The 15834-nt window shown below is 61.4% G+C and carries 12 protein-coding genes and 1 tRNA gene; 6 read left to right on the forward strand and 7 right to left on the reverse strand.

The window, feature by feature from the left end; translation table 11 throughout:
* Nucleotides 1-27 precede the first annotated feature (27 nt).
* The 4 genes from R8871_RS24325 to R8871_RS24340 all read right to left on the reverse strand — a co-directional run bounded on the left by R8871_RS24325 (nt 28) and on the right by R8871_RS24340 (nt 1823).
* Nucleotides 28-237, reverse strand: a complete 210-nt coding sequence (locus tag R8871_RS24325; protein ID WP_175052756.1) for a hypothetical protein — start codon at nt 235-237, stop codon at nt 28-30.
* A 232-nt stretch (nt 238-469) separates the two neighbouring features.
* Nucleotides 470-544, reverse strand: a tRNA-Arg gene (locus R8871_RS24330).
* Nucleotides 545-790: 246 nt separating this feature from the next.
* Nucleotides 791-1033: a hypothetical protein gene (locus R8871_RS24335; RefSeq protein ID WP_175052757.1), complete on the reverse strand. Its 243-nt coding sequence runs from the start codon at nt 1031-1033 to the stop codon at nt 791-793.
* 106 nt (nt 1034-1139) lie between these two features.
* Nucleotides 1140-1823 carry a glutathione S-transferase gene (locus R8871_RS24340; RefSeq protein ID WP_175052758.1) on the reverse strand — a complete coding sequence of 228 codons (684 nt, stop codon included), beginning with the start codon at nt 1821-1823 and terminating at the stop codon, nt 1140-1142.
* 146 nt (nt 1824-1969) lie between these two features.
* Here R8871_RS24340 and R8871_RS24345 point away from each other — a divergent pair, with 146 nt between their 5' ends.
* Nucleotides 1970-2545: a TetR/AcrR family transcriptional regulator gene (locus R8871_RS24345; RefSeq protein ID WP_175052759.1), complete on the forward strand. Its 576-nt coding sequence runs from the start codon at nt 1970-1972 to the stop codon at nt 2543-2545.
* A gap of 417 nt (nt 2546-2962) precedes the next feature.
* Here R8871_RS24345 and R8871_RS24350 read toward each other — a convergent pair whose 3' ends face one another.
* Nucleotides 2963-3154 (reverse strand): rubredoxin, encoded by a 192-nt coding sequence (locus R8871_RS24350; RefSeq protein WP_097391768.1) that lies wholly within the window; start codon nt 3152-3154, stop codon nt 2963-2965.
* A 325-nt stretch (nt 3155-3479) separates the two neighbouring features.
* On the opposite strand from R8871_RS24350, the gene R8871_RS24355 reads away from it, so the two are divergent.
* From R8871_RS24355 to R8871_RS24375, 5 genes are all read left to right on the forward strand, one after another.
* Nucleotides 3480-3881, forward strand: a complete 402-nt coding sequence (locus tag R8871_RS24355) for a DUF4399 domain-containing protein (protein WP_054035043.1) — start codon at nt 3480-3482, stop codon at nt 3879-3881.
* A 238-nt stretch (nt 3882-4119) separates the two neighbouring features.
* The gene (locus R8871_RS24360) at nt 4120-6051 is read left to right on the forward strand and encodes an ATP-binding cassette domain-containing protein (RefSeq protein ID WP_175052760.1); all 1932 of its coding nucleotides are present in this window, start codon (nt 4120-4122) and stop codon (nt 6049-6051) included.
* Between the two features lie 450 nt (nt 6052-6501).
* Nucleotides 6502-8487 carry a DNA topoisomerase IV subunit B gene (locus R8871_RS24365; RefSeq protein WP_175052761.1) on the forward strand — a complete coding sequence of 662 codons (1986 nt, stop codon included), beginning with the start codon at nt 6502-6504 and terminating at the stop codon, nt 8485-8487.
* A gap of 67 nt (nt 8488-8554) precedes the next feature.
* Nucleotides 8555-10879: a DNA topoisomerase IV subunit A gene (gene parC, locus R8871_RS24370; RefSeq protein ID WP_175052762.1), complete on the forward strand. Its 2325-nt coding sequence runs from the start codon at nt 8555-8557 to the stop codon at nt 10877-10879.
* A 296-nt stretch (nt 10880-11175) separates the two neighbouring features.
* Nucleotides 11176-11634 (forward strand): CopD family protein, encoded by a 459-nt coding sequence (locus R8871_RS24375; RefSeq protein ID WP_097391773.1) that lies wholly within the window; start codon nt 11176-11178, stop codon nt 11632-11634.
* A gap of 12 nt (nt 11635-11646) precedes the next feature.
* On the opposite strand, the gene R8871_RS24380 is transcribed toward R8871_RS24375, so the two are convergent.
* Nucleotides 11647-12855, reverse strand: coding sequence for a chromate transporter (locus tag R8871_RS24380; RefSeq protein WP_175052763.1), 1209 nt, complete (start codon nt 12853-12855; stop codon nt 11647-11649).
* A 219-nt stretch (nt 12856-13074) separates the two neighbouring features.
* Complete coding sequence (locus R8871_RS24385; protein WP_175052764.1) at nt 13075-15444, reverse strand: bifunctional diguanylate cyclase/phosphodiesterase; 2370 nt, start codon at nt 15442-15444, stop codon at nt 13075-13077.
* Between the last annotated feature and the right edge of the window lie 390 nt (nt 15445-15834).

Below are 15834 nucleotides of genomic sequence, written 5' to 3' on the forward strand. Positions count from 1 at the left end.
GTGATGGCAAGCGCGACCCAAGGGCGATCAGGGTAGCTCGGCCGGGTTGCCACCCATTGCTCGGTAAAGGTCGCGCACGAACTCCTCGCTGACGACGTTCCACTCAGGTGAGGCGTAGAGAACGTCTTCTGGATTCTTCTTGCCCTGCGCGTGGCGCAGGGTGCGCACGGTCAATTCGAGGGCCATCGCTTCTTCATATAGAGGATGGCCAGGGCGGAGGCGGTCGTCGTTTTCCATGCCTGATTTTCGGCGGGCGGTGGGAATACTTTAGGTGTTGGTGGGTGGTGCGGTTTTATAGGCTGCGTGGATTCTGTGGGTAGGATCAGGTGGGCACGGTCGGCACGAAAGGCGGCAGTGACGCTTAGCTTCAGCTTTTTTGTATTTGGCAGGCGTGGGTGATGACGGTTGCAAAAAAGCCCCGCCAGGCAGGGCCGAGCGGGGCTTTTTGAGGTGTCTGGATGTTGCTGTTTGGTCCCCCCGACAGGAATCGAACCTGTATCTAGCGCTTAGGAGGCACTTGTTCTATCCATTGAACTACGGGGAGATGGATATTTGCAAAGGGACGACTGGAGCCTTTACTGCTATTGGCTTCAGCCGTATCCCGTGAGCGTTTCCGGCATTTCTGCTTCTTCCTAAATGAAGCGCCGTGACAGCCTGTGAACCCCAGTTTATAGCAGCGTCTGCTACAAGTTGACCCTGTAGCGCGAAAGCGATCTTGCACTGCTACAGTTTCCGACGCGGATAAAACATGGCTTCAATCCTGCCAGCAGGCAGTCGCTGGCGTGCCCAGCTACGCAAGCGAGGGCAGAGTATAGCAAAAACGTTCAAAACGAAAGGCGCTGACGAAGCCCTGGCGCGGGACAAAGAAGTCGAGATCGACAAGGGCTAGAGCGCTGCCGACGCAGCCACTTTCATCTTGGGCGACCCGGTCAAAAAGTATCGCGAGGCACGTGCCGAATCTGGCCGCGCCATGACGCCGAAATCGCTCGAGCATTCGATCCTGCCGCGCCCGGATGATGCGTTCGAAGGTCACTTAGCCACACGCCTCACGATGCGTCGCCGTCGTTCATCACCGGTCGCCTTAGCTTTCCAACCAAAGATTGGTCGATCATCCATCACGGCCGGCCACGGCTGCGATTTCAGGTGAACGCCGGCTGGCTCCTGACGCTTGGCCGTTCCCGCATTCTCGCGTACCAGGCTAGAAGGGCTTCGCACTCCGCAGGCACGGGCAGTTCCACGATCGACGCAAAGACCAGGCCGCCAATGAGCGTGATGTCGGCCATCGAGAAGGCATCGCCAGCGACAAACGGCTGTTTTTTCAGAACGCCATTGAAGTAGCGCATGCCCCTCAAGGCTTTGTCGCGCTGACGAAACCCCCATTCGGAGTTCTGATAGAGCTCGACCTTGGGCCCAAGCCCTGGCGTGGCATGGTGGAAATAGACACTGATCGCATCGAGCAACTCCTGCTCGGCGCGCTTGCTCATCATGTGGATCACGCCCTTTTCGAGCGGTGTCCTGCCGGTCAGCGTGGGTGCGTCATCGAGCGTATCGAGGTATTCGGTAATGGCGGTGCATTCGGCGATGCAGGTTCCGTCGTTGAGTTCGAGGACCGGCAGCGTGCCCGAGTAGTTTTTCTCGGCGATGAACTCGGGCCTTTTGTGCTCCCCCTCGTAAAGATCGACCATCACGAACTCGACGCGCGATTGCAGATTTTTCTCAGCCAGGGCGATACGGACGCGTGTCGGATAAGGTCCTTTGGGGAAATCGTAAATCGTCATGATCGGGAGTGCGGTTACGTCAAAATTAATGGTGCTGGAAGTCATGCTTGCCTCGCTGTGCGCTCTGTTACATGGGATCGGACAATATAGGGAGGTATTGCCCACGACGACTACCTAACGTTCGTTAGGTTTACAGTAGAGGCTATACTTCCCTGTGTCAACAGTCATTCCAGTTTGCGGAGGCGGTAGTAGTGAAGAACGACTCAGGCTTGACGTCCAGGGAGCGAATCCTGGTGGCTGCCACAAAGATTGCGCAGGCGCACGGCTATGGCGGCTTGAATTATCGTGATCTCGCTGAGGACGTCGGCATCAAGGCTGCGAGCATCTACCATCACTTCGCAAGCAAGGCCGATCTCGGCGCAGCGGTGGCGAGGCGTTATTGGGAGGAATCAGCAGCTACCCTGGATGCGCTTTTGGCCGAATCCGCGGATCCGATCGACTGCCTGCGCCACTATCCCGATACGTTTCGCAAGGCGCTTGAGAGTGGCAATCGCATATGCCTTTGCAGCTTTATGGCCGCGGAATCTGATGACCTGCCGGAAACGGTGACGAAAGAGGTCCAGACCTTTGCCGATGTGAATGTTGCGTGGCTGAGCCGGGTGCTATCCGCCGCGGCCGTGGTCAGTTCTGAGGATAGCGAACGGCGTGCTCGCGCCATCTTCGCCGCCGTCGCTGGCGCTCAGCTCATTGCCAGGAGTCGCTCGGATATTTCTCTCTATGACGGGCTGATTGAAAGCTATCGCGTTGCTGGTCTTCTGCCGGCATAGCAGTAGTGAGGAACTCGGTCTACGCGGACTCACGTATCGGCGAAGTACGAACGGCCGCTGTTTCGCGGGGAACGGACCGACGAACCTCGGATAAGGCGTCATCGCCAATGTCGCTTCCTGGCCGATAGTCATCGAATGAACGCGTGCGAGCCGTGACTGTGTAACAGTCGGCTGATGTTCCAGGAGGGGAAGTTTCGCGTGCTACGGATTCGCTGCAGCAACGGTAGCAATCGATATCTGACGGGCGTTGCGCCTGTCATTCCATCCGCCTGAACTTCGGGGAGAGGACCAAACCAAAACAACCGCTGCAAACCCCGTCCCACAAAGCAAACGGCCCAGCGGGCATCACCCACTGGGCCGCGCGAACCGCCCGACGCACTGCACCAAGCAGCGCACCCCCGGCTCAATCGAGTTCGCTCAGAATTCCACCACCGCGAACTCCGCCTTGCCTACATCGCACAGCGGGCAGCGCCAGTCGTCCGGAATCGCGGCGAAGCGCGTGCCCGGGGCGATACCTTCTTCGGGAAGGCCTTCTTCTTCGTTGTAGATCCAGCCGCAAATCAGGCAGACCCAGCTCTTATATTCAATCAGTTCAATTACTTCGCTCACGACGTACTCTTCTTTGGTTCGGTGCATTGATCCGCCCAGTCTGCCCCTTTTTTGGGCATGGCGGCGACCTGCAATATTACCGGAATTTGTCAATTGGACAGATATTTACCCATGCGGCATCGCCGCAAAGTGCCTGACACATGTCCGGGCCCGCGTGACGGACCCGTCATACACAACGTGTATGCTTTGATCCGCAGCCAGTGGTTTGGACAGGCGCGCCGGGCGCCTGACATGCATTGCGACGATCGGTCTCAGGTCACAGGAGCCGCGATCGATGCCCGCATGGCCCGCGCATGACTCTTGTTTCCCAAAAAGGAGAAAAACGATGTTCAAAAACAAATGGTTGGCCGGAACTGTACTGGCCGGGTTGCTCGCGGTATCGGGCGCGGCTCAGGCCGCAGGCGTGTCTTTCGTGCAACCGGCGGACGGCGCGACTGTCACCAATCCGGTGCACGTGGTGTTCGGTGTCGACGGCATGAAGATCGCGCCGGCCGGCACGATGACGGAAGGCACGGGCCATCATCATCTGCTGATCGACGGTAAGCCGCTTCCCAAGGGCGAAGTGATTCCCGCCACCGACAAATCGCTTCACTTCGGCAAAGGCCAGACCGAAACCGATCTGACGCTGCCGCCGGGCGACCATACGCTGACGCTGCAATTCGGCGACGGCGCGCATCGTTCGTATGGCCCCGAAATGAGCAAAACCATCACGGTGCACGTGAAGTAACGTGACGAGTGAGGCGGCTGGACGTGCGCGAGCACCGTCCGGCCGCATTTTTCTGTTTTGTCTCCTAGCGTGCGCAGGGCTTGAACGCAGTCGAAACCGGTCTGCATAGGACTTGCGTACGGTTCATCCCCATTCCGCAAGCCGGTCATTCGGCCTATCTCTTCCGGCAGACAGGCACCCGCCCGCGCGCCCGGTACAATGAGCAGTTCCGACTCATCGCTGTCTTCTCCAATTCTCCATGTCGCTTTACACCATTACCGGGGCCCAACTGGCGTTCGGTCACGTCGCGTTGCTCGATCGCGCGGATTTCTCTCTCGAAGCGGGCGAGCGCGTTGGGCTGATCGGCCGTAACGGCGCGGGCAAGTCGTCGCTGCTGAAAATCGTCGCCGATCTGACCAAGCCGGACGACGGCCTCGTCACGCGCCAGCAGGGCCTGACCTCGGTCTACGTGCCGCAAGAGCCGGAGTTCGATACGGACGACACGGTGTTCGAAGCGGTCGCCGCCGGTCTGACCCACGCCCGCGAGCTGCTGGATCAATACGACGCGGTCGCCAATCAACTCGCCGACGAGCAGGATGGCGCAGAGCACGACGCGCTGATGTCGCGCATGAACACGCTGCAATCGGCGCTCGACCATTCGGACGCCTGGAACTGGAGCACGCGCGTGGCCACCACGCTGCAGCAGATTGGTCTGAATGGCGAGGCGCGGGTCGGTTCGCTGTCGGGCGGGATGCAAAAGCGCGTTGCGCTCGCGCGTGCGCTGGTCGTGCAGCCGGACGTGCTGCTGCTCGACGAGCCGACCAACCACCTCGACTTCGACGGCATCCGGTGGCTGGAGGAGTTGCTGGTCTCGTTGCGCGCGGGTCTGCTGTTCATCACTCACGATCGCGCGTTTCTCGACCGTGTCGCCACGCGCATCGTCGAACTGGATCGCGGACGTCTGCTGTCGTATCCGGGTAATTTCAGCGCGTATCAGACACGGAAGGCGCAGCAGCTTGAAGTCGAGCAGGTAGAAGCGGCCAAGTTCGACAAGCTGCTTGCCCAGGAAGAAGTGTGGATTCGCAAGGGCGTGGAAGCGCGTCGTACGCGCAGCGTCGGCCGGATCGCGCGGCTCGTGCAGATGCGTAATGAGCGCGCCGAGCGCCGCAACGTGCAGGGCAACGTCAAACTCGACGTAGGCCAGGGTGAGAAGTCCGGCAAGATCGTCGCCGAGCTGACCGACGTCACCAAGCGCTACGGTTCGCGCACGGTGGTGGATACCTTTACGGCCACGGTGATGCGCGGCGACAAGATCGGCTTTGTCGGTCCGAACGGTGCGGGCAAGACCACGCTGCTGAAAATGATCCTCGGCGAATTGCCGCCGGACGAAGGCACGGTGCGCGTCGGCACCAATCTGCAGGTTGCTTACTTCGACCAGATGCGCGCGCAGCTCGATCTGGACAAGAGCCTCGCCGATACGATCAGCCCGGGTAGCGAATGGGTGGAAGTCAACGGCCAGAAGAAGCACGTCATGAGCTATCTCGGCGACTTCCTGTTCGCGCCGGAACGCGCCCGTTCGCCGGTCAAGTCGCTGTCGGGCGGCGAGCGCAATCGCTTGCTGCTGGCGCGTCTGTTCGCGCGGCCGGCCAACGTGCTGGTGCTCGACGAACCGACCAACGACCTCGACATCCCGACGCTCGAACTGCTCGAAGAACTGCTCACCGAATACGACGGCACGGTGCTGCTGGTCAGCCACGATCGCGCGTTTCTCGATAACGTCGCGACCTCGGTGATCGCGTCGGAAGGCGGCGGCAAGTGGCGCGAGTACGTCGGCGGCTTTACAGACTGGCAGATTCAGCGCGACCGTTCGCAACAGATGGCGCAGGACGCACAGAAAGAAGCGGCCAAAGAAGTGGCGTCGAAGGACAGCGGCGCAAGCGGCGCGGGCCGCAATACGCAGCGCGCGGCCAAGCTGTCGTTCAAGGATCAGCGCGAACTCGAGGCGTTGCCGGCGAAAATCGCCGCGCTCGAAGCGGAGCAGAAAACCATCGGCGCCCAACTCGAAGACGGTTCGGTGTTCGCGAAAGACGCCCAGGAAGGCACGCGCCTGACCGAGCGCTACGCCGCGATCGATGAGGAACTGCTGATCGCGCTGGAACGCTGGGACGAGCTGGAAAACAAGCGCAAGTGATACACGGGGGCGGCGTGATCCGAGGTCGCGCCGAATTCATGCAGAGAGCGGGGGGCGTGGCTGCGCAGCGGGCCCGTCGCAGTTTTTTCACGGTCCCGTAGCGGTCTCATCGCGGTCGCATAATTGGTCGAAGCCGCGCGCCGCCCCTTATCTAAACGGCCAATCCTGCATCACGTGAATTGCCGCCCGTATCGAAATCAGTAAAATACCCCGCGAACAGGCTTCCCCCGGCGTTCGCACCGGCAGGCCGTTGCCGGGCTGTGGAGCCCGCACCGAGCCGCCGTCGAGCGCGCCCATGGGAAGCCAGGCGATAAAACACGTTGCCCGCGCTGCGGGCACCCCACCTAACCCCGTTGTTTCGTTTCGCTTTTTTTGAAAACTCAACGCATTGTCCACGGACTTATGAACAGGACCTGTGGACAACGATGAACCGACGCACCCGAGTCAACCATGTCTACGAAAAAGCCAAACGCCGCGTATAGCGAAGCGTCGATCAAGGTGTTGAAGGGCCTGGAGCCGGTCAAGCAACGGCCCGGGATGTACACCCGCACCGAAAATCCGCTGCACATCATTCAGGAAGTTATCGACAACGCGTCGGACGAAGCCCTCGGCGGCTACGGCCGGCAAATCACCGTCACGCTGCACGCCGACCATTCGGTTTCGGTCGAAGACGATGGCCGCGGCATTCCGTTCGGCCTGCATCCGGACGAAGGCGTGCCGGTCGTCGAAATCGTTTTCACGCGCCTGCACGCGGGCGGCAAGTTCGATAAAGCCGCTGGCGGCGCCTACACATTCTCGGGCGGCCTGCACGGCGTCGGCGTGTCGGTTACCAACGCGCTGTCCACTCGCCTCGACGTCACCGTGTGGCGCGACGGCAAAATCGCCGATCTGAGTTTCGCCAACGGCGACGTCGCCAAACAACTCGAAGTCCGCCCCGCAGCCAAAGGCGACAAGAAGTCCGGCACGCGTGTCACCGCGTGGGCTAATCCGAAATACTTCGATTCGCCGAATCTGCCGCTCGGTGAACTGCAGCGTCTGCTGCGCTCGAAAGCGGTGCTGTTGCCGGGCGTCGAAGTTACGCTGATCAACGAGAAAACCGGCGAGACGCAGACCTGGAAATACGAAGACGGTCTGCGCGGTTATCTGCTCGAAGGCATGAACGGCAGCGATCTGCTGATTCCGCTCTTCGAAGGCGAGCGTTATGTCGAAAACTCGCGCGCGAGCGAAGAGACGTTTGCCGAAGGCGAGGGCGCGACGTGGGTCGTCGCGTGGAGCGAAGAAGGTACGCTCATGCGCGAGTCGTACGTCAATCTGATTCCGACGCCCGCGGGCGGCACACACGAATCCGGTTTGCGCGACGGTCTGTTCCAGGCAGTGAAGAGCTTTGTCGAGTTGCACAACCTGCAGCCGAAGGGTGTGAAGCTGCTGGCGGAAGACGTGTTCGCACGCGTGTCGTTCGTGCTCTCGGCGAAGGTGCTCGATCCGCAATTCCAAGGTCAGATCAAGGAGCGCCTGAATAGCCGCGATGCGGTGAAGCTGGTGTCGTCGTTCTCGCGGCCGGCGTTGGAGTTGTGGCTGAATCAGCACGTCGAGCACGGCAAGAAGCTCGCCGACCTCGTCATCAAACAGGCCCAGGCGCGTACGCGCGCCGGCCAGAAGGTCGAGAAGCGCAAGAGCTCGGGCGTGGCCGTGCTGCCGGGCAAGCTGACCGATTGCGAATCGACGGAAATCGGCCGCAATGAACTCTTCCTCGTCGAGGGTGACTCGGCGGGCGGTTCGGCGAAAATGGGCCGCGACAAGGAATATCAAGCGATCCTGCCGCTGCGCGGCAAGGTGCTGAACACGTGGGAAACCGAGCGCGACCGGCTGTTCGCTAATAACGAAGTGCATGACATTTCGGTGGCGATCGGCGTCGATCCGCACAGCCCGGACGACAAGGTCGATCTGTCGAATCTGCGCTACGGCAAGATCTGCATCTTGTCGGACGCTGATGTCGACGGTTCGCACATCCAGGTGTTGCTGCTTACGCTGTTCTTCAAGCATTTCCCGCAGCTGATCGAACGTGGGCATGTGTGCGTGGCGCGTCCGCCGCTGTTCCGGGTCGATGCACCCGCGCGCGGCAAGAAGCCGGCGCAGAAGCTCTACGCGCTCGACGAAGGCGAACTCGAAGCAATCCTCGACAAGCTGCGCAAAGACGGTGTACGCGACACGCAATGGTCCATCAGTCGCTTCAAAGGCCTCGGTGAAATGAGCGCAGAGCAGTTGTGGGACACCACGATGAACCCTGATACGCGGCGCCTGACGCCGGTGGCGCTCGGCGAACTCGACTACGACGCCACGGTGGCGCGTATGACGATGCTGATGGGCAAGGGCGAAGCGGCGTCGCGGCGCAGCTGGCTGGAAGAAAAGGGCAACGAAGTAGAAGCGGATATCTGAGCGAGCGTTCTTAACAACGCTCTGCCTTCGCACGAAACTTCAAGCCAAACACGGATACGGAATCTAGATGGACGACGATAACACTCTCGACCTTTTCACCGAGCCGCCGCCCCCGGAAGGCGACTTCCTGACGCTCGGCAACTACGCGGAACGCCAGTACCTCGACTACGCGGTGAGCGTGGTCAAGGGGCGCGCGCTGCCTGACGTGTGCGACGGCCAGAAGCCGGTGCAACGCCGCATCCTGTTCGCCATGAACGACATGGGCCTCGGCGACAACGCCAAGCCCGTCAAGTCGGCGCGCGTGGTCGGCGACGTACTGGGTAAATACCACCCACACGGCGACCAGTCGGCGTACGACGCACTGGTGCGTCTCGCGCAAGACTTTTCGATGCGCTATCCGCTGATCGACGGCCAGGGCAACTTCGGTTCGCGCGACGGCGACGGCGCAGCGGCCATGCGGTACACCGAAGCGCGCCTGACGCCGATCGCGAAGCTGCTGCTCGATGAGATCGACCAGGGCACGGTCGACTTCATGAAGAACTACGACGGCGAGTTCGAAGAGCCGAGGCTGTTGCCCGCGCGCTTGCCGTTCGTGCTGCTGAACGGCGCGTCCGGCATTGCAGTGGGTCTCGCCACGGAAATCCCGTCGCACAATCTGCGCGAAGTCGCAGCGGCTGCGGTGGCGATGATCCGTAATCCGAAGATCGAACACGCCGAGTTGATGCAGCACGTCGTCGGGCCGGACTTCCCGGGCGGCGGCCAGATTATTTCGAGCGACGCCGAGATTTCCGCAGCCTACGAAAGCGGCCGCGGCAGCCTGAAGGTGCGCGCTCGCTGGAAGATCGAGGAGCTCGCGCGCGGTCAGTGGCAGCTCGTGATCACCGAACTGCCGCCGAACACGGCCGCGCAGAAGGTGCTCGAAGAAATCGAAGAGCAGACCAATCCGAAGATCAAACTCGGCAAGAAGGCGCTCACGCCCGAACAGTTGCAGACCAAGCAGACCATGCTCGCGCTACTCGACGCCGTGCGCGACGAGTCGGGCCGGGACTCGCCGGTGCGTCTCGTGTTCGAACCGAAGTCGAGCCGTATCGACCAGACTGATTTCGTCAACACGCTGCTCGCGCATACGAGCCTCGAATCAAACGCGTCGCTCAATATGGTGATGGTGGGCGGCGATGGCCGGCCGCGTCAGAAGGGCTTGAGCGAGATCATCCACGAGTGGATCGCGTTCCGCTTCGCGACGGTTACGCGCCGCACGCGTCATCGCTTGAGCAAGGTCGACGACCGGATCCATATTCTTGAAGGCCGGATGATCGTCTTTTTGAATATCGACGAAGTCATCCGCATCATCCGCGAATCGGATGAGCCGAAAGTCGCGTTGATGGCTGCGTTCGGCTTGTCGGACCGGCAGACCGAAGACATTCTCGAAATCCGCTTGCGTCAGTTGGCGCGACTCGAGAAGATCAAGATCGAGAAGGAACTGTCCGAACTGCGCGACGAGAAGGCCAAGCTCGAAGAACTGCTCGGCAGCGAATCTGCGATGAAGCGTCTGCTCATCAAGGAAATCGAAGGCGATGCGAAGCAATACGGCGACGAGCGCCGCACGCTGATCCAGCAGGAAAAACGCGCGACGTTTGAAGCGCGCGTGGTCGACGAGCCGGTGACGGTGGTGGTGTCGCAGAAGGGCTGGGTCCGTGCGCTGAAGGGCCACGGTCTGGATGTGGCCGGCTTCACGTTCAAGGCCGGCGACGGGCTCTATGCGGCGTTCCAGTGCCGCACGCCGGACACGCTGGTCGCGTGGGGCAGCAACGGTCGCGTTTATTCGGTGGCGGTTGCGATGCTGCCGGGCGGGCGAGGCGATGGCGTGCCGGTTACGTCGCTGATCGAGCTCGAGTCGGGCAGCCACCTGATGCATTACTACGCGGCGTCCGCGGATCAGGCTTTGCTGCTCGCGTCGAGCAACGGCTTCGGCTTTGTCGCCAAGGTTGGCGACATGGTGAGCCGCGTGAAGGCGGGTAAGTCGTTCATGACGATCGACGCAGGCGCCACGCCGCTCGCACCGATGCCGATGCTGCCGGATGCGACGCACATCGCATGTCTGTCTTCGGGTGGACGCCTGCTGGTGTTCGGCCTCGACGAAATGAAGACGCTTTCGGGCGGCGGACGCGGTGTCACGCTGATGGCGCTCGACGACAACGAAACGCTGGTGCAGGCGCTGTCCATCAACAAGGCGGGTGTGGTGTTGATCGGCACGCGTCGCGGCGGCCGTGTCGATGAAGAGAAGCTGAGCGGCGCTACGCTCACGCCGCACGTCGGCAAGCGGGCGCGCAAGGGGCGTGCGCCTGAGAGCAAGATGAAGCTCGACGGGATGCGTCCGGTACTCGCCGCGTAATCGTAGTAGTTAGCAGCTAGTAGATGGAAGTGGAGTAGAACCAGGCATTAACGCGGCGTGTGCTTTGGAGCACAAACAGCAACAACGTGCACCTTGAAGCACACGCCGCGCGCAGCAAAAATCCGGGGTGCAGTACCGTCGCGGTATCGGGCGCGCTGCAATAACAACTACAAAGAATGTTAAGACGCCGTCAAGCCATGGAACTGCACGCATAGCGCGCGGTCGAATGCGCTCAATAGCCGCTGCTAATATCATTCGTAATAAGCGGTGTGGCGTCGTCGGGAGAGGAAAACAACATGAACAAAGCTATCGAACTCGCGCTGTTTCTACATCTGCTCGCAGTCGCCGTGTGGGTGGGTGGGATGGTATTCGCGCATTTCTGTCTGCGCCCGGCCATTGCCGATCTTTCGCCGCAACTACGCTTGCCATTGTGGGAATCGGTGTTCAGCCGCTTCTTCAACTGGGTCGCCGCAGCCGTGCTGGTGATTCTCCTCACCGGAGGCTTCCTGCTGATGCAATTCGGCGGCGGTCACGCCACATGGCCGTTGCATGCCATGGCCGGCCTCGGCATTGTGATGATGCTGATCTTCGGGCACATTCGTTTCGCCGTGTTCCCGCGCATTCGCCGTGCGGTGCAGGCGCAGAAGTGGCCGGATGGCGCGCAGGCTGTCGGTACGATCCGGCGTCTGGTGCTGGTGAATATCGTGCTGGGCGTGGTGACGATCGGCGTCGCTGTGCTGTCGCGCGGTTTCTGACGCCCGGCTTGTCTACTGCATGGCGCCGTAGGCAAGCCACAATCCACACACGACCGCCACGGTCCCGTACACCACATACACCGGCACCTTGAGCTTTGCGAAGCACATGCCGGAGAACAGCGCCGTCACCAGATACACAGGTTTAAACGGCACATGCACCGCGATGCGCAGCACGGCAACCGCCAGAAACGCGGTGGTGACCGCGCGCAAGATCCGCATGCCGTGCTCGAAACGCGGATTGGCCTTCAACTGATGCAGATGCCGCTGCGCCAGTACGACGAGGCAGCCCGACGGCACAAAGAGCGCGAGCGTAGCAATCAGCGCGCCTGCCCAGCCATCCACCAGATAGCCGAAGAACGGCACCACATTCAACAGCGGCCCCGGCGACAACGGGGAGAGCGAAAACGCCAAGGTGAAGTCGTTATCCGACACGCCGATCGCCGGCGTGACGAACAATGTCTTAAGTACCGGCAACGCCGAGAAGCCACCGCCGAACAAGGTCATGCCCGCGCCGGCCAGCCGCGGCCATAGCAGTGCCAGTTCATAGCGATGCGGCAACGGCAGGGCGAACAACACCAGCAACACGCTCAGTGCGGCCAGCAACTGCCAGTCGCCGCGACCGATCGACACCTCGATGCGAGTATTGCGAACCGGACTGACGAACCAGCCGGTGCCGAAGGCCGCGCCGAGCATCACCACATAGGCCGCGGGACTGCGAGCATAGAAAAGCGCCACGCAACCAATTGCCGCCGCGATCCATTCGAGCTTGCCACGCACCAGCGCGCGCGTCTGTTTGTACCAGGTGATCGCGATCAGCGTGGCCAGCACCACGCTGAAGTGATTGAGCAAGGTTTGGGAAGCGGCGGCGCGCACCAGCGGCGTGCGATAGAAGATCGCGAACAATGTCATCAGCGTGAAAAAGGGCAGCACGCTCGCGACGCCCGCCACCCAGGCGCCGGCGCGTCCACGCAGCGCATGTCCCAGTTGCACGGCGACATTGCAGCCCACCGGTCCGGGCACCATCCAGGCAAGCGCGATCAGATCGGAAAACGCCACGCGCGAGAGCCGCCCCTCACGCTCCACGTAGTGGTTTTCGAGTTGCGCCATCAGCGCGAGACCGCCCCACGACAGCGCCGACAGGCCGAACACGACCCGGAACAGCGTCCATAACGGTTCCCGTTTCCCTCGCCTGGCGGCATTCTGGCTCGTGATCGACTGCATGGCGACGCGAGCCCCCGCACGCGGGCGGCCCGCCCTCTGAGATCATTGTTGTGTGTATTGGCGCGGCCCGCAGACGGCATCGCGCTCTGGCGCATTACAGCGTGAATGTAGCCGGTTTTGCGATGCCGTGGTTGGATAAGCGCGGGGCTGCGGCACTTACGCTTACAGGCTGCACGTGGCGCGCCTGTGCGTGACAGGCGCGCCACCGCCGGGCCGCATTCAGCTATTGGTGCTTGTCGTGCTGGTGCTGGACAAGCTGCGGGTGCTGTCGACATCGTGCACGGGGCGGTGCCCCTTCATGCCGCATACGCCGAAGCGTTCGAGCAGCGCAGGAATCGCTTCGACCGGCACCGGACGCGAGAACAGGAAACCCTGCGCCTCGATATGGCCGAGCGCGGCGAGCCACGCAATCTGCTCTTCGGTCTCCGTGCCTTCGACCACCACCGTGAGTCCGAGCGAACGCGCCAGGTTGACGATTGCGGTGACCATCACGCAGACACTGCGGTCGCCGGGAATCGCCTGGACGAACGAACGGTCCACCTTCAGCGTGTCGACCGAGAAGCGGTTCAGGTAGGAGAGCGACGAATAGCCTGTGCCGAAGTCGTCGAGCGCGATGCGCACGCCGAGGCGCTTCAACGCGAAGATTTTCTCCGACACGAGTTCGGGATATTCCATCATCGCCGTCTCGGTGATTTCGAGTTCGAGGCGGCGTGCGGAGATGCCGCTCTCCTCGATCGCGTGCGAGATGGTTTCGTACAGATCGCCGCGCCAGAACTGCACCGCGGAGATGTTCACCGCGAGCGAGAGCGTGTCGTAGCCCTGTTGCTGCCACAACGCCAGTTGACGGCAAGCGGTCTCGATCACGAAGTCACCGATCGGCACGATCAAACCGGTCGATTCGGCGACCGGAATGAATTCGTTCGCCGGAATCAAACCGTGTTGCGGATGGTTCCAGCGCACCAGCGCTTCGAAACCGGTGATGCAGCGGCGCGTTAGATCGATCTTCGGCTGATAGGCGAGGAACAATTGACCTTCGGCGAGCGCGACGCGCAGTTGCTGCTCCCACTTCATCAAATGGTCCGCACGGTGCGACAACTGCGGCGAATAGAACTGGTAGCAGTTCTTGCCCGCGTCTTTCGCGCTGTACATCGCGAGGTCGGCTTTTTTCAGCAGATCGATCTCGCTCTCGTTGGCGACCGAGTAGAGCGCGATACCGATGCTCGCGTGCAATACGAACGAACTGCCACGCACTTCGAAAGGCTTGGAGAACGCTTCGGCGGCCGCTTCGGCGAGCGTGACGGCGCGCTTCTCGACGTCGTCGCCCTTGATCACCACGACGAACTCGTCGCCGCCGATGCGGCTCAAGGCGCCGCCGTCGCCGATCGCGGTGGCCAGACGCGAGGCTGTCATTTGCAGCACGATGTCGCCTGCGTTGTGGCCTAGCGTGTCGTTGACGGTCTTGAAGTTGTCCAGGTCGATGAAAAGAATCGCGAGGCGCCCGAGATTGGCATGCTGCGCCACGTCGTGCCGCAGTGTTTGCAGCGTTGCATAGCGATTGCGCAAACCGGTCAGCAGATCGTACTCGACCAGATGCGTCATCTCGCGCTCGCGTCCGAGCAGCTTGCCGATCAAACCGGTGGCCACCGCGAAGAAACTCAGCATGGCAAGCGAGATGAAGCCCGCCATCAGCAGGTAGACGTTGCGCGTGTGGTTGTAGTCGGCGAATTCTTCGGCTTGCGAGAGTCCGACCAGCACGCCGAGCGGATAGCCGTCGATATGCCGGTACGAGACGATACGCGTGACGTTGTCGATCGAATCGACGTAAGTGCCCGACACATGCTCCGAGGTCGGATACGAGCCGCTCGCCGAAAACGAACCGTTGGCGCTGTCGGCGCTGCCCGTGCGGCGCGCCAGCACCGTACCGTTGTCCGAGATCACCGCGATTACGCCTTCACGGCCGATGGCCGCGTTGTTGTAGAAATCGCTGGTGAAATAGCTCGGGTCTTCGGAGACCACCACGACGCCCGCGAACGAGCCGTCGGGATGATTCAGCCGCCGCGTCATCTGCAAGGTCCAATGGCCGGATACGCGGCCGAGCACGGGCTTGCTGATATACAACTGGTCGTCGTTTTCGTGTTCGTGGACCTTGAAGTGTTCGCGGTCCGACAGATCGATGTGTTTGGGATTGAGTTCGGCCGTGTTGGCGATCAGCGTGCCGTGCTCGTCGATCAGCGACACTTGCACCAGTGTCTCGCTTTGCACGACGCCTTTTTCCACCGTGCTGGCGAGATCGAAATGACTCGGCGTTTTTTCGAATTCGTATTTGACGAAGCGGGTAATCTGGTCGACCTGGTGAATCGCCTTGACCGTGTGCTGCTCCAGCGCCGCGGAGAGAATTGCGGCAGAGGCCATCGCCTCACGATTCGTGGCTTCTTTCTCAACCGAGAGGCGCGCGAAGATCACAGTCCAAAGCAGGATCAGCACCAGCACGCCGAGCGCCGGAATGGCGAGCAAGGCACGGCGGCGCGACACGGCGGGGTCGCGGCGGGTTTTGGCTTCGCGCTGGTCGGAGAAGCGGAACTGGCTCATCGGGCGGCCCGTTCCCTGGTGCCGGCCAGTTGCAACTGCGCGAGAATTGACTGCGCTAATTTCATGGGTGGCTGCATGGTGACCAAGGTGCCGGGACTGCTGCGCAGGGGAAGGGAGCGTGGCGTCGTGCCTGACCATCCGCAGGTCATCGGGTACGTTTCGATATTACTTAATGCCACTGGATTAAGGAAGAGTCCACGCATCGGGTATACGCGGGCGCGACAGACCGTCCCGGCAGGCTGAATTCGCAGCCGGCGCAGCCAGTCATGGGGCTGCGGCCTGGCACTTGTTTTCGAATATTTCATCGGGATCTGGAATTCAGGTGTGCCAGGCCTCGCATCATGCATGGCGCATTAATCGCGGGAAAGGTGCGGCATTTTGTTGTTAAGC

The organism is Paraburkholderia sediminicola (assembly GCF_902859805.1).
GTDB classification, from domain to species: Bacteria; Pseudomonadota; Gammaproteobacteria; order Burkholderiales; family Burkholderiaceae; genus Paraburkholderia; species Paraburkholderia sediminicola.